General features: G+C 41.3%; 20 protein-coding genes and 1 pseudogene. 10 read left to right on the top strand and 11 right to left on the bottom strand.

The features are described 5' to 3' along the window. The first annotated feature begins 48 nt into the window (after nt 1-48). On the top strand, nt 49-975 hold the full coding sequence (gene rluB, locus PSI23_RS12460; protein WP_273555402.1) for a 23S rRNA pseudouridine(2605) synthase RluB: 927 nt from the start codon (nt 49-51) through the stop codon (nt 973-975). A gap of 116 nt (nt 976-1,091) precedes the next feature. Here the strand turns inward: rluB and cobO are convergent, their stop codons facing one another. Further along, complete coding sequence (cobO, locus tag PSI23_RS12455) at nt 1,092-1,688, bottom strand: cob(I)yrinic acid a,c-diamide adenosyltransferase (RefSeq protein ID WP_273555401.1); 597 nt, start codon at nt 1,686-1,688, stop codon at nt 1,092-1,094. After that, nucleotides 1,688-2,452 carry a YciK family oxidoreductase gene (locus PSI23_RS12450; protein WP_273555400.1) on the bottom strand — a complete coding sequence of 255 codons (765 nt, stop codon included), beginning with the start codon at nt 2,450-2,452 and terminating at the stop codon, nt 1,688-1,690. The genes cobO and PSI23_RS12450 overlap by 1 nt, the downstream gene beginning before the upstream one ends. 206 nt (nt 2,453-2,658) lie before the next feature. On the opposite strand from PSI23_RS12450, the gene sohB reads away from it, so the two are divergent. Beyond that, nucleotides 2,659-3,705 (top strand): protease SohB, encoded by a 1,047-nt coding sequence (gene sohB, locus PSI23_RS12445; protein WP_273555399.1) that lies wholly within the window; start codon nt 2,659-2,661, stop codon nt 3,703-3,705. A gap of 261 nt (nt 3,706-3,966) precedes the next feature. Here sohB and PSI23_RS12440 read toward each other — a convergent pair whose 3' ends face one another. Continuing rightward, nucleotides 3,967-4,218 (bottom strand): DUF2498 family protein, encoded by a 252-nt coding sequence (locus tag PSI23_RS12440; protein WP_273555398.1) that lies wholly within the window; start codon nt 4,216-4,218, stop codon nt 3,967-3,969. A gap of 307 nt (nt 4,219-4,525) precedes the next feature. Between PSI23_RS12440 and topA the strand changes: the two genes are divergently transcribed. Together topA and cysB are read left to right on the top strand one after the other, a co-directional pair. Continuing rightward, nucleotides 4,526-7,123 carry a type I DNA topoisomerase gene (gene topA, locus PSI23_RS12435; protein WP_273555397.1) on the top strand — a complete coding sequence of 866 codons (2,598 nt, stop codon included), beginning with the start codon at nt 4,526-4,528 and terminating at the stop codon, nt 7,121-7,123. 360 nt (nt 7,124-7,483) lie between these two features. Next, nucleotides 7,484-8,458 carry an HTH-type transcriptional regulator CysB gene (gene cysB, locus PSI23_RS12430; protein ID WP_273555396.1) on the top strand — a complete coding sequence of 325 codons (975 nt, stop codon included), beginning with the start codon at nt 7,484-7,486 and terminating at the stop codon, nt 8,456-8,458. Between the two features lie 209 nt (nt 8,459-8,667). On the opposite strand, the gene PSI23_RS12425 is transcribed toward cysB, so the two are convergent. After that, nucleotides 8,668-9,507: an Evf family palmitoylated virulence factor gene (locus tag PSI23_RS12425; RefSeq protein ID WP_273555395.1), complete on the bottom strand. Its 840-nt coding sequence runs from the start codon at nt 9,505-9,507 to the stop codon at nt 8,668-8,670. Nucleotides 9,508-9,801: 294 nt separating this feature from the next. On the opposite strand from PSI23_RS12425, the gene acnA reads away from it, so the two are divergent. Further along, on the top strand, nt 9,802-12,546 hold the full coding sequence (gene acnA, locus PSI23_RS12420; RefSeq protein ID WP_273555394.1) for an aconitate hydratase AcnA: 2,745 nt from the start codon (nt 9,802-9,804) through the stop codon (nt 12,544-12,546). A 75-nt stretch (nt 12,547-12,621) separates the two neighbouring features. On the opposite strand, the gene ribA is transcribed toward acnA, so the two are convergent. Further along, a complete protein-coding gene (gene ribA / locus PSI23_RS12415) occupies nt 12,622-13,218 on the bottom strand; it encodes a GTP cyclohydrolase II (RefSeq protein ID WP_273555420.1) in 597 nt (198 codons plus the stop codon). A gap of 412 nt (nt 13,219-13,630) precedes the next feature. Here ribA and PSI23_RS12410 point away from each other — a divergent pair, with 412 nt between their 5' ends. The 4 genes from PSI23_RS12410 (at nt 13,631) to yciH (ending at nt 16,367) form a co-directional block, all read left to right on the top strand. After that, nucleotides 13,631-13,945 (top strand): LapA family protein, encoded by a 315-nt coding sequence (locus PSI23_RS12410; RefSeq protein WP_273555393.1) that lies wholly within the window; start codon nt 13,631-13,633, stop codon nt 13,943-13,945. A 6-nt stretch (nt 13,946-13,951) separates the two neighbouring features. Then, on the top strand, nt 13,952-15,121 hold the full coding sequence (gene lapB / locus PSI23_RS12405) for a lipopolysaccharide assembly protein LapB (protein ID WP_273555392.1): 1,170 nt from the start codon (nt 13,952-13,954) through the stop codon (nt 15,119-15,121). Between the two features lie 189 nt (nt 15,122-15,310). Then, on the top strand, nt 15,311-16,051 hold the full coding sequence (gene pyrF / locus PSI23_RS12400) for an orotidine-5'-phosphate decarboxylase (protein ID WP_273555391.1): 741 nt from the start codon (nt 15,311-15,313) through the stop codon (nt 16,049-16,051). Further along, nucleotides 16,044-16,367: a stress response translation initiation inhibitor YciH gene (gene yciH / locus PSI23_RS12395; RefSeq protein ID WP_273555390.1), complete on the top strand. Its 324-nt coding sequence runs from the start codon at nt 16,044-16,046 to the stop codon at nt 16,365-16,367. The genes pyrF and yciH overlap by 8 nt, the downstream gene beginning before the upstream one ends. Before the next feature lie 72 nt (nt 16,368-16,439). Here the strand turns inward: yciH and bla are convergent, their stop codons facing one another. Beyond that, entirely contained in the window at nt 16,440-17,414 is a 975-nt protein-coding gene (gene bla / locus PSI23_RS12390) for a class A beta-lactamase (RefSeq protein WP_273555389.1), read from the bottom strand. A 204-nt stretch (nt 17,415-17,618) separates the two neighbouring features. After that, nucleotides 17,619-19,556 carry an exoribonuclease II gene (locus PSI23_RS12385; protein WP_273555388.1) on the bottom strand — a complete coding sequence of 646 codons (1,938 nt, stop codon included), beginning with the start codon at nt 19,554-19,556 and terminating at the stop codon, nt 17,619-17,621. Nucleotides 19,557-20,424: 868 nt separating this feature from the next. Here PSI23_RS12385 and PSI23_RS12380 point away from each other — a divergent pair. Continuing rightward, nucleotides 20,425-20,613 (top strand): annotated as a pseudogene (locus tag PSI23_RS12380) (cyanase); the annotation flags it as partial. A gap of 304 nt (nt 20,614-20,917) precedes the next feature. On the opposite strand, the gene nth reads toward PSI23_RS12380, so the two are convergent. The 4 genes from nth to rsxD are packed head-to-tail and all read right to left on the bottom strand — an operon-like array spanning nt 20,918 to nt 24,029. Continuing rightward, nucleotides 20,918-21,550 (bottom strand): endonuclease III, encoded by a 633-nt coding sequence (nth, locus tag PSI23_RS12375; RefSeq protein WP_273555387.1) that lies wholly within the window; start codon nt 21,548-21,550, stop codon nt 20,918-20,920. Nucleotides 21,551-21,599: 49 nt separating this feature from the next. Next, on the bottom strand, nt 21,600-22,304 hold the full coding sequence (locus tag PSI23_RS12370) for an electron transport complex subunit E (RefSeq protein ID WP_273555386.1): 705 nt from the start codon (nt 22,302-22,304) through the stop codon (nt 21,600-21,602). 2 nt (nt 22,305-22,306) lie between these two features. Beyond that, complete coding sequence (rsxG, locus tag PSI23_RS12365) at nt 22,307-22,933, bottom strand: electron transport complex subunit RsxG (protein ID WP_273555385.1); 627 nt, start codon at nt 22,931-22,933, stop codon at nt 22,307-22,309. A gap of 16 nt (nt 22,934-22,949) precedes the next feature. Beyond that, entirely contained in the window at nt 22,950-24,029 is a 1,080-nt protein-coding gene (gene rsxD / locus PSI23_RS12360; RefSeq protein ID WP_273555384.1) for an electron transport complex subunit RsxD, read from the bottom strand. Nucleotides 24,030-24,032: the final 3 nt, after the last annotated feature.

Below are 24,032 nucleotides of genomic sequence, written 5' to 3'. Positions count from 1 at the left end.
TTTATTAATATATACGACGCCTGTGAAGGCGACAATAGAGGTTGCTCAATGAGCGATAAAACAGAAAAGTTACAAAAAGTTCTCGCGCGTTCTGGCCATGGCTCTCGTCGCGAAATCGAGGGATATATCCAACAAGGGCGCATCAGCATTGATGGCAAGACCGCAAAGTTGGGTGATCGAATTGAAGTTAAACTCTCAGTAAAAATTCGTCTGGATGGACGGATTTTGAATATCAAAGAACCACAGAAATCAGTTTGTCGTGTTCTGGCCTATTACAAGCCGGAAGGTGAATTATGTACCCGTCATGATCCTGAAGGCCGTCCGACGGTATTTGATCGCCTGCCAAAAATGCAGGGCGCGCGCTGGATTGCAGTAGGGCGTTTGGATATTAACACTTGTGGATTGCTGCTGTTTACTACCGATGGGGAGTTAGCTAACCGTTTGATGCACCCAAGCTGCGAAGTTGAGCGTGAGTATGCGGTTCGCGTTTTTGGTGAAGTGGATAATGCAAAACTACGTCAACTGACGCAAGGTGTGCAATTGGAAGATGGCCCGGCTTCATTCAAAACCATCGCTTTTAAAGGTGGTGAAGGGATCAACCAATGGTACAACGTCACTTTGACAGAAGGTCGCAACCGTGAAGTCAGACGTTTGTGGGAAACTGTTGGTGTTCAGGTCAGCCGCCTGATCCGTGTGCGTTATGGTGATATTGATCTGCCGAAAGGCTTGCCGCGTGCTGGCTGGACTGAGTTGGGACTGGAACAGACTAACTATTTACGTCAGTTGGTTGGTTTGGACGAAGAAGTTGTGACAAAGGTTGCAGTTGAACGTGATCAGCGTCGCATTAAAGCTAACCAAATCCGCCGTGCAGTAAGAAGACATGCACAGGTTGCATCCCACCCAGCTGGGAAGCAGCGTCCGGCAAGCAGTTCTCGCCAGAATGCTGGCAGGAAGACGACATCTAAAGGTCGTTAATACGCCTAAGCCGCTGTTTCAATATTGATTAGCATAAATTTAGTATAAATGCTGATACAAACTGAAACAGCGGATTCATTTATCAATCAATTACACTCATCAACTACACCAATTAGCTACCAATCAACGCCTTTTTGTGCTTTGATTCCGGCATCAAAAGCATGTTTTACCGGACGCATTTCCGTAATTGTATCGGCATATTCCAGTAATTCTCGATGGCATCCTCTGCCTGTGATAATCACACTTTGATGTGAAGGGCGCTGTTTGAGGGCAGTCAAAACATCGGCAAGTTCTAAATAACCGTAACTGGTCATGTAAGTCAATTCATCCAGCATCACAAGATGCAATGAAGGATCGGATAACATTCTCACAGCATGTTTCCATGCGGTTTGGCAGGCAGCGGTATCTGTTTCACGATTTTGTGTTTCCCATGTGAAACCAGTTGCCATCACATGAAATTCAACACCTTGTTGCGCCAGCAAGTTTCTTTCACCGCTTTCCCAAGTTCCTTTAATGAATTGGATAACGCCAGCACGCTGTCCATGACCGATTGCACGAAAGACTGTGCCAAATGCAGCGGTGGTTTTTCCTTTACCGTTTCCGGTGAATACGATGACGATCCCCCGTTCTTGTTGTGCGGCTTCAATGCGGGCATCGACTTTTTCTTTCAGGCGTTGCTGCCTTTTTTGATACTGGCTGTTATCTCTGGTCATTATTCGGCAGGCCCCGCTTTGCGACCGGGTTGGGCATCAAAACTGATACCGGAATCATTTCGGCTGTCGTCTCCCATTACATAAAGATAGACAGGCATAATATCCGCTGGGGTTTTTAACTTGGAAGAGTTTTCATCAGGAAAGGCATTCGCTCGCATACTGGTGCGTGTTCCGCCGGGGTTTATACAGTTAATGCGCAGGGACGTGTTTTGATATTCTTGCGCCAAAACTTGCATTAAGCCTTCTGTGGCAAACTTGGATACAGCATAGGCTCCCCAGCTACTTCTGCCTTCGCGACCGACACTGGAGCTGGTAAGTACCAAAGAACCGCTGGTGGATTTCAATAAAAGAGGAATTAACGCCTGAGTCAGCATAAAAGTGGCGTTGACATTCACTTGCATCACTTCATGCCAAAGTTGGACAGGCTGTTCTATGATAGGGGCAACGACACCCAGAAGCCCCGCATTATGCAAAACACCATCCAAATGTGAATAACGCTGTGTTAGGTTGTTGGCGAAATTTTGACATTCTTCTGCGGTCACAGTCAGCAGGTCCATCGTATAAACATCAGCAGGCAAACCGCCAACGTTTTCAATTTGTTGCTTCACTGCTTCCAGTTTCGCAGTTGTACGCCCCAGCAAAATAACTTGTGCGCCGTGACGGGCATAAGTCAGCGCGGCCTCACGCCCAATTCCATCGCCAGCACCGGTTACTAAAATAATTTTTTGTTGCAGCAGATCGTTATTGGGTTGGTAATCAAACATCGGACAATCTTCCTGTATTGCTTATGAATCTATGATTTGCCATTTCAGAATGGCACATGCGGGTTATCATAAGAACAAAACTTAAGGTTCCCGTCAAATTTGTGCTTATGGCTACAGCAGTACTAAACAAACTATTAGAGTAAGACTTTCGATTTTTAGTTAGAATGAAACATATTGTTCATCATAAATTAATGAAAGGTGGATCTGTGGAATATTTGTCTCTATACGGATTGTTCTTAGCTAAAGTACTCACGGTGGTTTTAGCAATCGCCGTTCTGGCGGTAGTTTGTATCGGCTTAGGTGTGCGTAAAACAATGCACAAAGGAGAATTGAAACTGACTAATCTTGGTGAATTATACAAGGAAAGGCAGCGTCAAATGCAGCAGGCTAGAATGGGCGAAGAAGAACAGAAAATCTGGCGAAAGGCATTAAAAAAGCAGCAAAAGAGTGATGCCAAACAGAAAAAAACAGAAGCCAAAACTGGCCATAAAGGTTTACAGAAGCCGAATCTTTATGTTTTGGATTTTAAAGGCAGTATGGATGCTCATGAGGTGGATTCCCTCCGCGAAGAGATCAGTGCAATATTGGCAGTAGCAGACAAAAATGATGAAGTGTTATTGCGTCTGGAAAGCCCTGGTGGTGTGGTTCATGGATATGGACTGGCAGCATCTCAACTGGCTCGTTTGCGACAGAAAGGGGTACATCTGACGGTTGCCGTGGATAAAGTTGCTGCAAGTGGTGGTTATATGATGGCTTGTGTAGCTGACCGTATCATTGCCGCACCGTTTGCGATCATTGGCTCCATTGGTGTTGTGGCGCAATTGCCAAATATTCATAGGTTGTTGAAGAAAAATGATATTGATGTGGAATTGCATACTGCTGGCGAGTACAAACGTACTTTGACTGTTCTGGGCGAAAATACTGAACAGGGCCGTAAGAAATTCCAGGAAGATTTGAACGAAACGCATAAGTTATTCAAATCATTTATTCATCAACATCGTCCATCTTTGGATGTGGAAAAAGTAGCAACTGGTGAGTATTGGTATGGTATGCAAGCAAAAGAGAATGGACTGATTGATGACATGGGTGTTAGCGATGATTTCTTGATTGAAAAAATCAAACGCTATGAAGTTATTGGCGTCAACTATTCTCGCCGCAAACGTGTCATAGAGCGTTTTATGGGTAGTGCGATGGAAAACGTTGATAAACTGTTTATGCGTTGGTGGCAAAGGGGAGAAAAGCCTTTATTATGAAGGAATTGGTTATGACGGAAAGCTGTTATAGCTACAAACGTTTATTATTGCTTGTATATGGTGACAAACTGACATAAGCATGTACTAAACCAGGTTATGTGCTAAACCGATTCAAAAAAGTTTCTGAACTCAGTTATTGAAATCATTGCAAGTATTATACGAGTAAAATGCGGGTCAATAGAGGAAATCTTGTTGTATCCTTTATTGTCCGCATATTTATTGATAGCTTATCAATCAGGCAGGAATGATATTGTTAGTTTTTTAATCAACTAAACGATACTTTTTGGATAATATATGTGCTAAATGTTTAAACATATTAAACACAGCGGTACTTTTTTCGGCAGGTAATCCATTTTCATCCAGAAAATACTCGCTTCGAAATACTAATATTCTACCTTTTTGTTCCATACTCTCTGCGCACATTCCCTGTATAAAATCGTCGTGTGTCTCAATGATTTTATTTGCTTTTTTCAGTAACTGTTCTCGCTTAATTGGAATGATTTCAGTTTGCATTTATTGTGCTCTTTCAAGAAATAAGTTGTTGCGCATCGTTTTTTATCAGGTAGAGTGTGGGCTTTTCGTCATGCAGATGGAAGATTTTGTTTACAATTGTTAAATCATACAATTGCATGGCCTATGTTGGTATATAAAATACCCTAAATATTTCAAAGAGTTTTGCGCTTAAGCAAAAGTACAAGATAAAAATTAGTTGATATCTTGCAAATCTATCGCAATATAAAAAGAGGTTTTATTTTATATATCGCAACATAACGCCGTGATTTTCGCCATCTGAAAAGAAGATAATTAGGTAAAGGTAACTATGGCTAAAGCTCTTGTTATAGTGGAGTCCCCGGCAAAAGCCAAAACAATCAATAAATATCTGGGGAATGACTACGTTGTGAAATCCAGTGTGGGTCATATCCGTGATTTGCCGACGAGTGGAACAGTGAGTCAAAAGAGTTCAAGCTCATCTACCGATAAGAATAAAAAGAAAGTAAAAAAAGATGAGAAAACGGCACTGATAAACCGTATGGGCGTCGATCCCTATCATGGTTGGGAAGCGAACTATCAAATTTTGCCAGGCAAAGAAAAAGTTGTTTCAGAGCTGCAAACGCTGGCTGAAAAAGCTGATCGCATCTATCTTGCAACGGATCTTGACCGAGAGGGAGAAGCTATTGCGTGGCATCTGCGAGAAGTGATTGGTGGGGACGCTTCCCGTTTCAGTCGGGTGGTATTCAATGAAATCACCAAAAATGCAATCACACAGGCTTTTGATAAACCCGGTGAATTGAATATTGATCGCGTTAATGCTCAGCAAGCGCGCCGTTTTATGGATCGCGTTGTGGGTTATATGGTTTCCCCGCTACTGTGGAAAAAAGTTGCCAGAGGGTTGTCCGCTGGGCGAGTTCAATCAGTTGCGGTTCGTCTTGTTGTTGAGCGGGAACGTGAAATTAAGGCATTCGTGCCGGAAGAGTATTGGCAGCTTTATGCGGATTTAATGGCTAAGGGAGATACTCCTCTCCATATGGAAGTCACCCATGAGAAGGGAAAGCCGTTTAAACCTGTAAATGCTCAACAAACGCAATCAGCAGTATCTTTGCTTGAGAAAGCGAAATACAAAGTGATTGATCGTGAAGATCGTCCGACATCCAGTAAACCGAGTGCACCGTTCATCACCTCAACATTGCAACAAGCTGCAAGTACACGGCTTGGGTTTGGGGTCAAGAAAACCATGATGATGGCACAACGCTTATATGAGGCAGGGCATATCACTTATATGCGTACTGACTCGACTAACTTGAGTCAGGATGCTTTGGAAATGGTTCGTGGTTATATCAGCAACCATTTCGGTGACAAATATTTGCCGAAAAGTGTCAATGTTTATAGCAGCAAGGAAAACTCTCAGGAAGCCCATGAAGCGATTCGGCCCTCTAATGTCGATGTTATGGCTGAAGAACTGAAAGATATGGAAGCTGACGCGCAAAAATTGTATCAGCTTATCTGGCGTCAGTTTATCGCTTGTCAGATGATGCCTGCGAAATATGATTCCACGACACTGACCGTTCAAGCTGGCGATTTTGAGCTGCGCGCTAAAGGCCGTACTCTGCGTTTTGATGGTTGGACAAAAGTAATGCTGACTTTGCGCAAAGGGGATGAAGATAATACTTTGCCAGTAATTGAAGTGGGAACAGAACTTGATTTGCAAGAATTGATACCAAGTCAGCACTTTACAAAACCACCTGCGCGTTTCAGTGAAGCATCCTTGGTCAGGGAGTTGGAAAAACGCGGGATTGGTCGTCCATCAACTTATGCATCAATTATCTCAACTATTCAGGATCGTGGTTATGTTCGAGTAGAAAACCGCCGATTCTATGCGGAGAAAATGGGTGAAATCGTCAATGATCGTTTGGGAGAAAATTTCAACGAATTGATGAGTTATGACTTTACGGCAAGAATGGAAGACCAGCTCGATCATGTAGCCAATAATGAGGTGGATTGGAAAGGCGTTCTTGACGAATTTTTCTCCAATTTCAGTGAGCAGCTTGATGTAGCCAATAAAGATCCTGATGAGGGTGGAATGCGCCCGAATCCTATGGTGATTACATCAATTGAATGTCCGACCTGTAGCCGCCCAATGGGGATCCGTACTGCGACAACAGGCGTATTTCTTGGCTGCTCTGGTTACGCACTATCACCTAAAGAGAGATGTAAGCAGACTATTAACCTTATTCCAGAAAATGAGATTCTGAATATTCTGGAGGGGGATGATGCTGAAACCAATGCATTGCGTGCTCGCTGTCGCTGTAAAAAATGTGGTACAGCGATGGACAGTTATTTGATTGATAATCAACGGAAATTGCATGTATGCGGTAATAATCCTGCATGTGATGGTTATGAGATTGAAGAAGGTGAATTTCGCATCAAGGGCTACGATGGTCCAATAGTTGAGTGTGATAAGTGCGGTTCAGAAATGCACCTAAAAATGGGGCGTTTTGGTAAATACATGGGTTGTACAAACGAAGAGTGCAAAAATACCCGTAAGATTTTGCGTAGTGGGGAAGTAGCACCACCGAAAGAAGACCCTGTTCCGTTACCTGAACTGGCATGTGAAAAATCAGATGCTTACTTTGTCCTGCGTGATGGTGCAGCCGGAGTATTTTTAGCGGCCAACACTTTCCCTAAATCCCGTGAAACGCGCGCACCATTGGTTGAAGAGCTTGTTCAGTTCAAAGATCGTTTGCCGGAGAAATTGCGTTATTTAGCGGAAGCACCTGTTGCGGATCCTGAGGGAAATAAAACAATTGTCCGTTTTAGCCGTAAAACTAAGCAGCAATATGTTTCTTCTGAGAAAAATGGTAAAGCTACCGGATGGGCAGCATTTTTTGTTGAAGGTGCTTGGGTTGTGAAAGAGAAATAATTGATCTGATGATTAGTTTATGTGTTATACCCTTATTTATTGAGTATATATCATAGACATATATTTAGAGGTATATTTCTTTTTTTGGCAGAAATGCAACTTTTCTTTCTAAAAAGCCAGTCCATTGGACTGGCTTTTTTTGTATTTCAGCAAAATTTAAACACAATATATCTGCAACAAACGTTTGATAATAGTTACTCAATCTAATTATTTGTTATATAAATATACAGCAGGTGTTATAGTGGTTATATATTGACAAATATATATTCTGTATGGTTATAAGTGAATAACGATTAGCAATATAGACATTGATTAAACTGCAAAACATTCATATATTTCATTATTAGGGACAGTGCTGATATGAAACTACAGCAATTGCGTTATATTGTAGAGGTAGTTAATCACAATCTGAACGTATCTTCTACGGCAGAAGGATTGTACACCTCTCAACCAGGGATAAGCAAACAAGTCAGAATGCTCGAAGATGAGTTAGGGATTCAGATATTTGCTCGTAGTGGTAAACATCTGACTCACGTGACTCCGGCTGGTGAAGAAATTGTCCGTATTTCACGTGAGGTTCTGTCAAAAATCGATTCAATTCGTTCTGTTGCCAGCGAACATACCTATCCCGATCGTGGTTCGTTATATATCGCGACCACTCATACACAGGCAAGATATGCTTTGCCCCCTATTATCAAGGGCTTTATTGAACGTTACCCTAATGTATCACTGCATATGCACCAAGGCTCTCCAACTCAGATTGCGGAAGAGGTATGTAAAGGAAACAGTGACTTTGCGATAGCAACAGAAGCACTTCATCTTTATAGCGATCTGATTATGTTGCCTTGTTATCATTGGAACCGTTCCATTGTGGTAACGAAAGAACATCCTCTTGCCAATAAACAGAATGTGACGATTGAAGAATTGGCAGAATATCCAATAGTAACCTACACATTTGGTTTTACTGGACGCTCTGAATTGGATGTTGCTTTTGAGCGGGCTGGTTTGAAACCTAAGATCGTATTTACAGCAACAGATGCTGATGTGATTAAGACTTATGTGCGGTTGGGGCTGGGAGTTGGTGTGATTGCCAGTATGGCTGTAGAATCAACTCAGGACAGTGATCTGGTACGTATTGATATGAGTGGGAAATTCAGTTATAGCACCACTAAGATCGGTTTCCGACGCAGCAGTTTTCTACGTAGTTATATGTACGATTTTATTTGGCGTTTTGCCCCTCATTTGACGCGTGATGTTGTAGATAAAGCTATTGCATTGCGTTCCAATGAAGAAATCGAAGAAATGTTCAAGGATATTGAACTACCGATAGTATAGATAGTATAAAGAATAGCTTAGAAGATTAAACCACCCCTTGGAATGTAAGGGGTGGTTTAATCTTTATCTTCTTCCCATTATTTGATTACAAAAGTCCTTGCAGGGTCTCTGCTAATTCTTTATCGTTAGCTCTCTCACTTTCTTTTAAATGAAAATTGCTGATTTTGATTTAATAAAAATATCTTCAACTTTCTGAAGCCACAATTATTTTATGACTCTTTTGGAATCTCAGTCTTAAACTCACCACTGAAAAAATCATCAGAATTTTCGATAGAAGATTTTTGGTTTTTAAGAATAAAGTTATCGAAGGCTGTTTTGACATCACGATCTTCTAACGCTTGATAATTAAATAATGAAATACAAGAGGAGTAAGTGAATTCAACATTAATATTTTCATTAGAAGCACAGTTTGATGTCACTTCTGAGTTGGTTCTATTAAAATCTATTTTATACAGTTTTATTTTAGGGACATACATGAATCGATCTTCAACTCCAATTGCCTCAATGGCACTGGCTAATGTGAGAGTGGAATAATGATCTCCATTTCGTTTTAAACCTAGCCTAATGGCATCACCTTGTTTTTGCAGGAAATTGGAAAAACTATTAAGACTAGGGGAGCCTGCATTTAAAATAATATCCATGATGAGTTCGAGTAAATTTGTTGCAATTGAAACTCCTTTCATTTCATGTTGATAAGTTTGACTTTCAATATTCATGACGCTCATTAATGGCAATTTTGCCATGATATCTCCCCAAAATTGAATGTCAGTCTTATACTCTTTGCCATGAACATTGGTGTATTTAGTGATGTAGTCGGCAGCTATTGAAGAAAGGGAGATCTGTATTTTTTTGATTTCATTCATTTTCTGTATGACATTGGCTTTGTCAACAATGTTTGAAGTAATAATAAATTGAACAAGGCCATCTGTATCTCTTAACTGATAATCCGACAAGGAAAATTTATCTTTAATATCAGTGGAAAAGAATTTTTCTGCTTGCTGTATATGGCTTAAATAATGCTGGAAATCTTTATTTTTTTCTGTATCCATAATTTATCTCCAATATTTAATAAATTCATTGAGCACTCTGAATATACCTGCATTTTTTAAATTGTAATTTGAAATTTACTCACCAGAAATGTGTAGAAACTTTAGAGCCAATTTAATCAAACTCTTATAACATGAATAAAACATATCTACTTTGGAGGTGTCATCATTAAAATTTATCAATAAATGAGAATTTACAGCCATTTAGCAAAATGTGTGGTTGCGGAATAACAAATACTTGCTTATATGTTATGTTTAATGGTGTAGCTGACCATAAATAATAAGAAAGGAGGAGTTATGTCGTTTAAATTGAAAACAGACTGTGCTTCAACGCTCTCGATTAGTAGTAAATCGATTGATAGCAAATCGAGTGTCAACAAATCCACTGGCAGTACAACCTATCACTATTACAGTTTACCTCTGTTATCTGAACAATTGGGTGATATATCCCGCCTGCCAAAGTCTCTGAAAGTTCTGCTTGAAAATCTTCTACGCAATATTGATGGTGAGTCTGTTGTGGAAGACGATTTGAAAGCGTTAGTGGAATGGCAAAAAAACGGTCATGCAGACCGAGAAATTGCTTATCGTCCTGCTCGTGTACTCATGCAAGATTTTACGGGTGTACCAGCCATAGTGGATCTTGCTGCGATGCGGGAAGCAGTGTTGAGACTCGGTGGAAATGCAGAACAAGTTAATCCATTATCTCCTGTTGATTTGGTTATTGATCACTCGGTGATGGTTGATAAATTTGGTACTGAGCAGGCATTTTCAGAAAATGTTCAGATAGAAATGGCACGCAACCATGAACGTTACCTGTTTTTACGTTGGGGACAGAAGGCTTTTAATCGTTTCCGCGTTGTACCTCCCGGAACAGGGATTTGTCATCAGGTTAACCTTGAATATCTGGGAAAAGCCGTTTGGTATGAAAATCAGGATGGTAAGGATTTTGCTTATCCTGATACGCTGGTCGGAACGGATTCACACACGACCATGATCAATGGATTGGGAGTTCTGGGATGGGGTGTAGGAGGCATTGAAGCCGAGGCAGCCATGCTGGGGCAACCAGTTTCTATGCTGATCCCGGATGTTGTTGGTTTTAAACTGACTGGAAAATTGCAAGAAGGGATTACGGCAACTGACCTTGTATTGACTGTGACACAGATGCTGCGCAAACACGGTGTTGTAGGTAAATTTGTTGAATTTTACGGTAATGGATTATCTGATTTGCCGCTGGCAGATAGGGCAACCATTGCCAATATGTCTCCTGAATATGGCGCAACCTGCGGTTTTTTCCCAGTCGATGACATCACATTAGGCTATATGCGTTTAACGGGGCGCCATGGGGAAGAAATTGCCTTGGTTGAAGCTTATTGCAAGACTCAGGGCTTATGGCGTAACGCGGAGGATGAGCCTATCTTCACTAGCACCCTTGAGTTAGATATGTCAACGGTTGAAGCAAGTCTGGCTGGGCCGAAACGCCCTCAAGACAGAGTTGCATTGGGAAATGTACCACAGGCTTTTCAATCTGCCATGGAATTGGATATCCATAAAAATATACATAAAACCCAAGAACCTTTATCAGCAGTACCAACTACAGCAGCGATTACTTTAAATAATCAAACTTTTTCACTGCAAGATGGTGCTGTGGTTATTGCGGCCATTACCTCCTGCACAAATACTTCTAACCCTAGTGTATTGATGACAGCAGGCTTACTTGCCAAAAAAGCAGTTGAGAAGGGTTTGCAGCGTCAACCATGGGTTAAAACCTCACTGGCCCCTGGCTCGAAAGTAGTGACAGATTATCTGGATCTGGCAGGCTTCATGCCATATCTGGAAAAACTTGGTTTTAATTTAGTGGGATATGGCTGCACTACCTGCATTGGTAACTCTGGGCCATTGCCTGATCCTATTGAAGCAGCGATTAAGCAATCTGATCTGACCGTTGGGGCAGTGCTTTCCGGTAACCGTAATTTTGAAGGCCGCATTCATCCATTGGTGAAAACAAACTGGTTGGCATCACCACCGTTGGTAGTGGCTTATGCTCTTTCTGGCAGTATGAAAAAGGATCTGACGCGGGAGCCTATCGGAAAAGATCAACAAGGTAATAATGTTTATTTAAAAGATATTTGGCCCAACAATGCAGAAGTTGCAGAAGCAGTTGGAAAAGTCAGAACTGAAATGTTCCATAAAGAATATAATGCTGTATTTGATGGTGATGAAAGCTGGCAATCTCTGAGCGTCGAAAGTTCAGCGACTTATTCTTGGCAGCCGGACTCTACCTATATACGACATCCCCCTTTCTTCAATGAGATGATGGCTGAGCCTAAACCGGTGACAGATATTCATCAGGCCCACATTTTGGCGATTTTGGGGGATTCAGTCACGACGGATCATATTTCCCCAGCTGGAAATATCAATGCTGACAGTCCCGCCGGACGTTACTTGCAAGAACATGGTGTTGCACCAAAAGATTTTAACTCTTATGGCTCAAGGCGTGGCAATCATGAAGTTATGATGCGAGGAACGTTTGCCAACATTCGTATTCGCAATGAAATGGTATCAGGAATTGAAGGAGGATATACCCGCCATATTCCTTCACAATTCCAGCTTGCTATTTATGATGCCGCTATGCGTTATCAAGAGGAAAAAATACCATTAGCCGTTATTGCGGGTAAAGAATATGGTTCAGGATCAAGTCGCGACTGGGCGGCGAAAGGAACAAGATTGCTAGGGGTCAGGGTTGTGATTGCGGAATCTTTTGAGCGCATTCATCGTTCTAACTTGATTGGTATGGGGGTCTTGCCATTGGAATTTCCTCAAGGCATTAGCCGTAAGACATTAAATCTGACGGGAGAGGAGAGAATCGATATTACTGGATTAGCTAATATTCAGCCTGGACAAACAATTACGGTGAAAATTATCTATGCTAATGGACAGGAGGTTATGATTGATACCCGTTGCCGCATTGATACGGCAACAGAACTGGCTTACTTCTATAATGATGGCATTTTGCATTATGTTATTCGTAATATGTTGAAATAATTGTCTCAGAAATAAAAACTGCGCCCACACCGACGCAGTTTTTTGCAGATCTTGCAGAAAATAATTAGAGAACTTTTAGCTTGATTTGAACAGTAGGTGACCCATTCTGTTTGCTTTGGTATCTAAGTAGTGAGCATTTTTGGGATTACGCCCTACAATTAGCGGAACACGTTCAATGATATTGATACCCGCTTCTATCATGATTTCAACTTTTTTAGGGTTGTTGGTAAGAAGACGAATTTCATTAATATTCAATAAATTATACATGTCTGCGCAAAGGGTGAAATCTCTCTCATCGGCAGCGAAACCTAATTGATGATTGGCTTCAACAGTGTCAATACCTTGATCCTGTAAAGCATAGGCACGGATTTTATTTAGCAGACCAATATTGCGACCTTCCTGGCGGTGATATAGCAAAACACCGCGGCCTTCCTGACTAATTTGTGAAAGAGCGGCTTCTAATTGAAAACCACAGTCGCATCTTAGACTAAATAAAGCATCTCCAGTGAGGCATTCTGAGTGGATCCGCGATAATATAGGTTTATCGCCAGTAATATCGCCGAAAACAAGAGCAACATGATCGCGACCTGTATTGATTTCCTCAAACCCAATCATTAAAAATTCGCCCCATGGCGTAGGCAATTTCGCTTCAGCTATTCGTTTTAGCTGCATTTTTGTATTCATATGTTGATTTGATCCGTTATAAATATTGCGATACTCAGAACAATACCGGTTGAGAGATTAGCTGAAATTATGTAAAAAATCTCTCTGATTACAACGCATGCATGCCTATGCATTGTAACAGAAATTATTAATACGTATGCATATTATGCATATAAAGTGCCGGGTTCTTTTAATGATAACTAAACTGTAGGTAGAGTTTTGAAGGTGTATCGTGTGGTATTGTTTTTGAAAAACAGTAGAACTGAATGCAAACAAGCAGGATAATATCACAAAAAGAAGGAAATCATTGTTTGTTACAATAAATTGCTTCCTTTGCGTAGACGAGAAATGCTAATTTAACACGCCACTATGTCTGTTATTTGGCATAATTAATCAGTAACAATAGATAACAGGAAGAAATGTGAAATATTTTCTAATTTTATTACTGGCATTGGTTGTTTTTATTATCTCAGTGACATTGGGAGCGAATAATAATCAAATAGTGACATTTAATTATTTGATTGCTAAGGGGAGTTACCCTGTATCCACACTGTTGGCGGCGCTGTTTGCTGTTGGTTTTATCCTCGGTTGGAGTATTTGTGGAGTTTTTTACCTGCGCGCCTGCTTTTCTTTGCGACATGCAAAACGCAAAATCAAGCGACTGGAAACTCAAATGGAGCAGCCATCTGAATCATCCACAAAAGTTATGTCTACCGTAGCATTAAACAAGGAATAATTCTCCATGTTAGAGCTGTTATTTCTGTTGCTTCCCATTGCTGCCGCTTATGGCTGGTATATGGGGCGCAGAAGTGCTCAACAAGATAAACAACAATCGGCTGCCCGCCTTTCACGTGAATATGTTGATGGTGTTAACTTTTTGCTCTCCAATCAGCAGGATAAAGCGGTAGATTTATTTCTTGATATGCTAAAAGAGGATAGTTCTACATTTGAGGCTCACCTAACACTGGGAAATCTATTCCGCTCCCGTGGTGAAGTTGAAAGAGCTATCCGAATTCACCAGTCCCTGATGGAAAGTGCTTCTCTGACATTTGAACAGCGTTTGCTTGCGATCCAGCAGCTTGGGCGGGACTATATGGCTGCCGGAGTCTATGATCGAGCTGAAAATATGTTTATTCAGCTAGTTGACGAAACTGATTTCCGTGAAAACGCCTTCAACTCCTTGCTGACCATCTATCAATCCACTAGTGATTGGAATAAAGCCATTGATATTGCTGAGAAACTAGTAAAATTGGGCAAACACCATTTTCGGGAAGATATCGCCCATTTCTATTGTGAATTGGCTCTGCAATGTATGGGCAGTGACGATTTTACTAATGCGGTCGGCTACTTGAATAAAGCGGCTCAAGCAGACAAAAACTGTGCCCGTGTTTCTATTATGCTTGGCCGTATTTATATGGCTCAGGGAGAATACTCTAAAGCAACCGATGCTTTGAAACGTATTCTTGAGCAGAATAAACAAGTAGTCAGTGAATCTTTGCCGATGCTGCAAGAATGTTATCAACATCTATCCCAACCGGATGAGTGGCAAGCTTTTATACAGCGTTGTGTAGAAGAAAAATGTGGTGCAATCGCTGAACTGCATATGGCTGATCTCCTTGAGAAGAAAGAAGGGCGTGATGTTGCTCAGAATTACATTAATCGTCAGTTGGAACGCCATCCAACAATGAGACTATTTTATCGTTTGATGGATTACCATCTGACGGAGGCAGAAGAAGGACGAGCTAAAGAAAGCTTGATTCTTTTGCGCAATATGGTAGGTGAACAAATCCGCACGAAACCTGATTATCGATGCCATAAATGTGGCTTCACTTCCCGCTCGTTATATTGGCATTGCCCATCATGTCGTTCATGGGACTCTATTAAACCGATCCGGGGATTGGATGGTCAGTGACACTGTCACCATCACTGTTACTATTACAATGCCCGACCGCTATGATCGACGCCAAGTATTAGCAATGCATTGTTATAAATAATTTATTATGAACACACTTTTATAAATATTTTTTGAATATTTTTACATTCATTGGTGATTAAAGTTCATAAATAATTCAAGTTAATTGGTAAATCAAAGGGCCTAAAAATGACTTCCTACACAGCTCAAACTTTAGCTAAACAGATTAACTCACCTGTTATTGTTGCATTGGATTATGATAATCAGGATGCAGCGCTGGCATTTGTCGACAAAATTGATCCGAAATTCTGTCGTCTGAAAGTGGGCAAAGAAATGTTTACACTGTATGGCCCGCAATTTGTTCAGGCGCTGCATCAGCGTGGTTTTGATGTGTTTTTGGATCTCAAATTTCACGATATTCCTAATACAACGGCAAGAGCAGTCGCGGCGGCAGCTGAACTAGGCGTGTGGATGGTTAATGTTCACGCCAGTGGTGGCGCAAGAATGATGACAGCGTCTAAAGAAGCGCTGTTGCCTTACGGTAAGGATGCGCCTCTGTTGATTGCTGTGACAGTGCTGACCAGTATGGATCAATCTGATCTATTGGATATAGGTATTGATATGACTCCAGCACAACATGCTAAACATTTGGCATTATTGACAAAACAATGTGGCCTGGATGGTGTGGTCTGCTCAGCTCATGAAGCACAACAATTGAAAATGGTATGTGGGCAGACGTTCCAACTTGTGACTCCGGGTATTCGTCCAGAAGGTGCAGAAGCGGGAGATCAGCGTCGGATTATGACACCTCCTCAGGCGGTTCAGGTTGGGGTGGATTATATGGTGATCGGGCGTCCAATTACCCGCGCAGAAAATCCAGCGTTAGCACTACAGCAGATTAATCAATCTATTGGGGTCATTCATGGATAATAACTCTCGCTTGGTTTATTCGACGGATGGCGGCCGCATTCAGGAAGAAAAGGTAAAACCTACTCGTCCGAAAGGTGCTGGTATTGTGCGTATTCAGCGCCAAACCAGTGGTCGTAAAGGAAAGGGGGTTTGTGTGATTACGGGTATTGATGCTGATGATCAAACTTTGGCTAAACTGACCGCCGAATTGAAGAAAAAATGTGGCTGCGGAGGTTCTGTCAAAGAGGGTGAAATCGAGATTCAAGGCGATAAACGTGACTTGTTGAAGCAATTGCTGGAAGCAAAGGGAATGAAGGTGAAACTGGCTGAAGGTTAATTCCAGTTTGTTATGTACAGTACAAGCTATGTAGTTTATTTGCCGCATAGCTTGTTATTTGGTGAAAAAACTTTATTTACTCAGTTCCCCATTTTGAGTCATGATACGTGCAGCTGCTGCTAATACATCGGGACGAGCATGGGCTTCTTTATTATCTGGCTGAGTAAAGTAAGTAACCAAAACCAAAGGTGCACGCTTGGGGACTGGCCAAATTACCGCAATATCATTGGTTGTACCATAATTGCAGCGGCCTGTTTTATCTCCCACCACCCAATCTTTGGGCACTCCGGCACGAATACTGGCGTTACCGGTTGTATTTCCTTTTAACCATTCAATTAATTGTTCACGTTGTGTTGTAGCCAAAGCATTTCCAAGCGCTAAATTATACAAACTTTTTACCATGGCTTGTGGTGTGGATGTATCACGTTCATCACCTGGAACAGCGGTATTTAACTCAGGCTCTTGGCGATCGAGGCGAAAATAATTGTCACCAATAGCGCGAGCAAATCTTGTAACTTCACTTGGACCATTAAGTTGATTAAGAAGCAAATTCATAGCTGCATTATCACTATATTGTAGTGTTGCTGCGCTCAATTCTTTCACTGTCATACCATTTTTGAGATGCTTTTCTGTAATGGGGCTGTACTCAACAAGATCTGATTGTTGATAGTGAACTCGTTGGTTTAATAAGTGAGCATCTGTTTCGCTTTTTTTCAGAATAGCGGATACCGCCATTAGTTTACTGGTACTACATAGAGGAAAACGTTCGTTTGCACGGTAATTGATGGTGGAATAATCAGACGTGTCTATCAACACCACACCAAGCCGGCCATTAGCATTTTTTTCTAGTATGGAAAGCTGGTGGATAATCTCTTTTGTCTTGAGGGAATTCCTTAGGGATGATGTTTCATTCTGGTGAGGATCTTGATCTCGTTGGAGAAATTGATTTTGCTGAATAGTCGCACTGGCTGGACAAGTGAATAATACACCAAGCAAGGAAGCAAGAGCGGTTGTGAAACCTATCCGGTTTAATGAAGAAAGTCGCATATGGGAAGACCTTAGGATTGATTGGGAAATCAGGTTATTAATTCGATGCCAACTGGACCTGATATTATCAGGTATTGTACTGAATGGATTATCCTACTGTTATGACAGTAATATTCTTACAGAAGTATTATGACAAAACTGCCACCATTTATGGCGGCAGTTTTATAGATATTGCTGGTAACTGGTAAAATTAACTGTATTAACTTATACAGGACGCGCCACAATATTGCGGGTTTCCATTCTGACCTCTTCAATACGGACATTGATGATGTCATTCAATTGGTGAACAGTTTCACCCTTAATCAACACGGAACCTGTTTCTTGACTGCATTGGAGTTCATCACGAATAGAGTGTAAGAATGGTCCGGGAACAAAAGCAATGGCCCCGTTATCTACCAGTCGAACACGCAGGCCACCACGGGTAATATCGATAATTTCTGCCGGAAATGTTTTATCTGTGCCTGCATGAGGTTGCAGGAAACGGGCATAGAGCCAGTCACCGACATCACGTTCTGCCATGCGGTTAGCTCGGCGACGGTCAGTCAATTGCAGGCAAAGATCTTCGGTTGGTTTTTCTGCCTCAACTTGCTGAATAATAGCTTTCAACAAGCGGTGGTTGATAATATCGCTGTACTTACGGATAGGAGATGTCCAAGTAGCGTAAGCATCAAATCCTAGCCCAAAGTGCGGACCCGGTTCTGTTTTGATTTCGGCAAAAGTTTGGAAACGGCGGATACGGCTATCCAAGAATTGCGTTGGTTTTCTATCCAGCTCACGGCGCAATTCACAGAAACCTTCCAATTTCAGCAATGTTTCAGCATTAACCTCGATACCATGCTCTTTGAGAACGTCAACGGCTTGTTCAATCTGGGTAGGTTCGAAGCCAGTGTGGACGTTATAAATACCAAAGCCTAACTTATCACGCAGAATTTTAGCTGCACATAAATTCGCTGCGATCATGGCCTCTTCAACAATGCGGTTGGCTGAGCGGCGTTGTTCAATAACGATATCAACAACATTGCCACCTTCATCAAGAATAAAGCGATAATCTGGACGTTCCTTGAAAACCAGTGCGTTTTTCAGGCGCCAGTTATTGCGGCGTTCACACATCTTTTTCAGAAGCGTGATTTGAGTAGTAACGGCGTCTGACTCTGGCTTCCAACCCTCTTGGCCTTCTAACCAATCTGAGACTTCGTCATAAACCAGCTTAAATTTAGACTCGACCCATGCAGCGAAGAATTGAATATCATCGCTCAACTGACCATCTTCCAAAATAGAAACTTGACAAACCAGAGCAGGGCGACGCACATTAGGGCGCAGAGAACATAGGTTATCAGACAGCTCACGAGGGAGCATTGGAATATTGAAACCCGGCAGATAATTGGTGAAACAGCGTTGATAGGCAATTTTGTCCAGTTCGCTACCCGCTTTGATATAAGCTGTGGGGTCTGCAATAGCAATAGAAAGTTTCAGGCTGCCATCATCATTTTTGGTGATATGCAGGGCATCATCCATATCTTCGGTTGTTGCACTATCAATAGTAACAAAATCAAGAGCGGTCAGATCGATGCGTTCGACAGAACTGTCATCCAGCTGGCAATCTGTCATGGTTGGAGCTTCATGTTCCAGACTGTGGCGGGTTAATGTGACCCACCATGGTGCATAATGATCATCACCTTGCGTAATATAGCCGGTAATTTCAGCATGAAAACCGCGATCGCCTTTCAGGGGATGTCGGCGCATTTCAGCTACGGCCCAATCGCCATTTTCAAACGTATGGTTAACTTGGTCTGTAGGGCGACAAGGGATGGCGTCTTTTAATAATGGATGGTCAGGAGTAATCCAGAGTCGATTGTCATTTTCTTTCTTCAGGATCTTTCCTACAAAACGAGTCAGGAATGGTTCAATCAGAGATTCTGGCTCGGCAATCTCTTTATCTTTGTCTGTATGGATAGCAGCGGTAATCCGATCACCGTGCATTACTTTCTTCATGTTGGGAGGTGGAATGAAATAACTTTTTTGTCCATCGACTTCTAAAAACCCAAAACCTTTCTCAGTTCCTTTGACTAAGCCTTCAACGCGCAGAGTTTTAGAGTGAAGTTGCTGTTTTAGCTGCGCAAGCAGCGGATTATTTTGAAACATAATATCTGGGGAGTATGGGGTTATTATGGATAATTTTAGATAGTAGTTTTACGCGAATCGAAGGTATGGGGCAAGCAACATCTTAACAAAACAGGAAAATTTGTGGAGTAAGCCTAAAAATTGCATGCCGTATATACATAGAATGAGGTGATTTTATGGAAAAATTATCACGGAATCAGGAAATTTATTGGTTTTATGCATATATTAATGTTATGGAGTTGTACGCCCCAAAATCACCATGATGAATGAAATATCGCTTAGGCGTTTTAATACTGCTCTGCCTAGAAACTATCATTTCATACGATTATGGTACAATTATGGCTGTTATCGTCTGAATTGTAAATTCGTTGAATTGGACGTTAATGTCACAAATTTTAGCACAATCAAAGGAAATTCATCAGAAAAATACAGAATGATAAACTATGAAATTTTACTTTCGACATAATTTCATTTTTTATATGTAATAACTTAGATTTAATTCATTTCCCTTATTGATGTAATCTAAATAAATTCATTTAAATAATTAAAGGTGTAAAGGCCACTAATGGTGAGTCTTTATTTTTTATGGATGTAATGATATTACATTTTTATTTATTTGTATTAAATACTGTAACACTTGCGTTAATTAAAATTGTTCTTTCTAGTGAAGTTGTTATGTAATGGCGCAATTAATAATAAATATTATGAAACTATATTATTTGGCATTAATGATTTTGTAACAGCTTGCAATGATGTTAGTTCTGGTAACAGTCTGGAATGTAAAAGAACAGGAAATTCACATACTGTTACGATAAGAAAAGAGGGTGTTCATATCTTTAATGAAGATACAGAACTTGATATACCAACTATAGATGAATTAAAACGTTATTATCGTTTCTATGAAATGTTGCAAGTATATGGAACAACACTAAAAGCATTAATACATGAACAATTTGGTGATGGTATTATTAGCGCAATTGACTTTAGATTAGATATTAAGAAGGTCGAAGATCCAGAAGGCGGAAGTCGAGCAGTAATAACTTTGGATGGTAAGTATTTACCTACGAAACCGTTTTGATGATTAGTTTTTAGAAATAAGCCAGCATAATTTTTGAAGCTGGTTTTTTGATTAACATGGTTGTTTTTAAGCCTACAAAAGTTTAACTATTAAACAAAAATGCCGTAAATACGATATACTGTGTTTTTATCCAGTTGTGATTCTTATCCAATTATTGTGGTTTTGGGCATCAAAAACATAGAGGAAGAAAATCTGGCAATAGCGTAGTTGTTTAGTCTGTTTAGTCTGTTTCCTATTTATCACCACAGGAAACAGACTTTTGGAGATTAAAGATAAGGTAATGATTCAGTTTATGGGATTTTTATCATTCAGTTTTGTCTGCATATTCACACAAATCCTCAATAATACAAGATCCACAGCGAGGTTTACGGGCAATGCAGGTATAGCGGCCGTGCAAAATCAGCCAATGATGGCAATCAACCTTGAATTCAGCCGGCACCACTTTCAAGAGTTTTTTTTCCACTTCATCAACATTTTTTCCGGGTGCAAACTGAGTCCGATTGCTGACACGAAAAATATGCGTATCAACGGCAATTGTCGGCCAGCCAAAAGCCGTGTTCAACACAACATTGGCTGTTTTGCGCCCAACACCCGGCAAAGCTTCCAGCGCCGAACGATCTTCCGGCACTTCACCTTGATGTTGTTCCAGTAAAATCCGGCAGGTTTTAATCACGTTCTCAGCTTTGGTGTTATATAACCCGATGGTTTTTATATACTCCTTCAAACCATCAACACCCAAATCAAGGATCGCCTGTGGCGTATTAGCCACAGGATACAATTTTGCCGTTGCTTTATTCACGCTGACATCTGTAGCCTGTGCAGACAGTAATACGGAAATGAGCAACTCAAATGGGGAGTTGAACACCAGCTCAGTTGTTGGGTGTGGATTGTTATCCTGTAAGCGGGTGAGTATCTCAACCCGTTTTTGTTGGTTCATATCTGGTTGCACCTTCAGTCTCTTGTAATATGGCTTCCACAGCTTTTTTCTACATTGTATTTTTTTCTATATTGTGTTTTTTTGCTATATAGTATTGGCGTTCTTTGTTTTCTGTCCGGCTCTTCATGCGTTCATCAATGAGATATTTACCTGCCAGCATCAAACCTAATCCAATAAAGGCACCGGGTGGCAGGATAGCTAGCAGGAAAGGCGAATCCATATGAACAATCTCAATACGCAGTAATTTAGCCCAATTGCCCAGTAATAAATCAGCACCATCAAACAGTGTGCCATTACCCAGAATTTCACGTATCGCGCCCAGTACGAACAAGACAAAAGTTGCACCGAATCCCATCGCAAGACCATCAATCATTGAATGATAGATTGAGTTCTTAGATGCGTAGGCTTCCGCTCGACCAATAACAATACAGTTAGTGACGATTAGCGGAATAAAGATCCCCAATGATTCATATAATCCGAATGCGAAGGCATTAATTAGCATCTGAACGGCACTGACGACAGATGCAATAATCATCACATAAATCGGAATGCGAATTTCATGGGGAACCCAGCGGCGTAAGGCTGATACCGCAATGTTGGTACTGAACAGAACCAGGGTTGTCGCTAACCCTAATCCCAATGCGTTGGTGGCAGTAGAAGAAACGGCCAAAAGGGGACAAAGCCCTAAAAGTTGCACCAATGCGGAGTTGTTTTTCCATAGCCCTTGGATAAATAGGTTTTTGGTTTCATTCATGATTATTTCTCTCCACAAGTTGGCAGCGAAGAAAGTTGCGCTGGTACTGTTTCCAGATAAAGGGTTGTCCGTTTAACGGCATTGACAACAGCACGAGGTGTAATAGTAGCACCAGTAAATTGGTCAAACTCTCCGCCGTCTTTCTTAACCGCCCAGTTTTCATCGCTCTTTGACATCACTTTCTTACCAGAAAAAGCATAGATCCAATCGGAGATTCGGGTTTCAATTTTGTCTCCCAAACCTGGGGTTTCATGATGCTCAGTCACACGAACACCTAACACTTTGCCAGAGAAATCAGCACCCACAATTAATTGAATTGCACCTGAATAGCCGTCTGGTGCTGTGCTTTCCAATGCAGCAGCAACCGGAACATCATTTTTACGGGCGAGATAAAGACGATGGGGTTGATGGTTACCTAATGCATTGTCTGTCACCAGATAACACTCATTTTGCATATCATTGTCATAAAAGTTAGGAGGAACAACTTGATCCAGCAATACCTTATGTTGCAAAGCTGCTTGTTCAGCGATACGGTCTTTTGTCAACGAATAAACAATTGCCGTTAACCCTGTCGTACAAGCGGCGAAAATTGCGAGGGTAATACCGTGACGACGCATGGTTTCTAACATGGTAATCTCCCTTTTCCTATTTATGGCCGTAAGCACGAGGTTGAGTATAATGGTCAATAAGCGGTACACATATGTTTGCCAGTAATACCGCAAAGGCAACCGCGTCTGGATAACCACCATAGACACGGATTACCCAGATAAGCCCACCAATGATGACTCCGTAAACCAGACGACCTTTTGGTGTTGTTGATGCACTAACCGGATCGGTGGCAATAAAAAATGCACCTAACATGGTTGCACCGGAAAAGAGTTGCAATAAAGGTGGTGAATAGCGAGTAGGATCAATAAACCAACTAATCAACGCACAAGCGCCCAGTGACAAAATAAATGCTGTTGGGATTTGCCAGTTAATGACTTTTCGGTTGAGCATAATCAGGCCACCGACCAAATAAGCAATGTTGACCCACTGCCAGCCAATGCCCGCCAGAACGCCCTGTAGAATAGGTTGTTGCAATACCTCATTAATATCATGAGTCAGTCTGCCAGTTTTAAAACTATCCAGTGGTGTTGCCTGACTCAATCCATCAATGCCTTGTTGCAGTTGTAATAAAGTAGAACCATCTGGCATATGCCCTGTGAAAATGACCATCAGACTATCCCATGGCGTTAAAGTGAATGCTTGTAAAGAATCCGGAGGCATCCAACTGGTCATTTGTACAGGAAATGAGATCAGCAGAACAACATAACCAACCATGGCAGGGTTAAATGGATTTTGTCCCAGTCCCCCATACAAATGCTTAGCAATAATGATGGCAAAAAATGTTCCGAGTACGATTAGCCACCATGGTGCTAATGGTGGCAGGCTAATACCTAAAAGTAATCCTGTGACTAAAGCAGAATTATCCTTGAGATAAGGAAGTATCAACTGTTTTTTTAGCGCAATAGCAGCGGATTCAGCTAATAATGCGGTAATGACAGCCAACGCGATCTGGAACAAAGTTCCATAGCCAAAGAAATAGGTTTGTACTGCCATACCCGGTATGGCAGCTAAAACTACCCAAAACATAATCTGGCTGGTGCTTTTTTTGTTGTGCGTAAAAGGCGAACTCGCGACTTTTAACAGGTTGTTGTCAGTTTTTACTGGCCTAAATTTCATCGA

The sequence above is a fragment of the Xenorhabdus yunnanensis genome, assembly GCF_028598805.1.
GTDB lineage: Bacteria > Pseudomonadota > Gammaproteobacteria > Enterobacterales > Enterobacteriaceae > Xenorhabdus > Xenorhabdus yunnanensis.
Note: the sequence above shows the minus strand (reverse complement) of the source record. Positions and strands in the feature narration are given on the sequence as shown.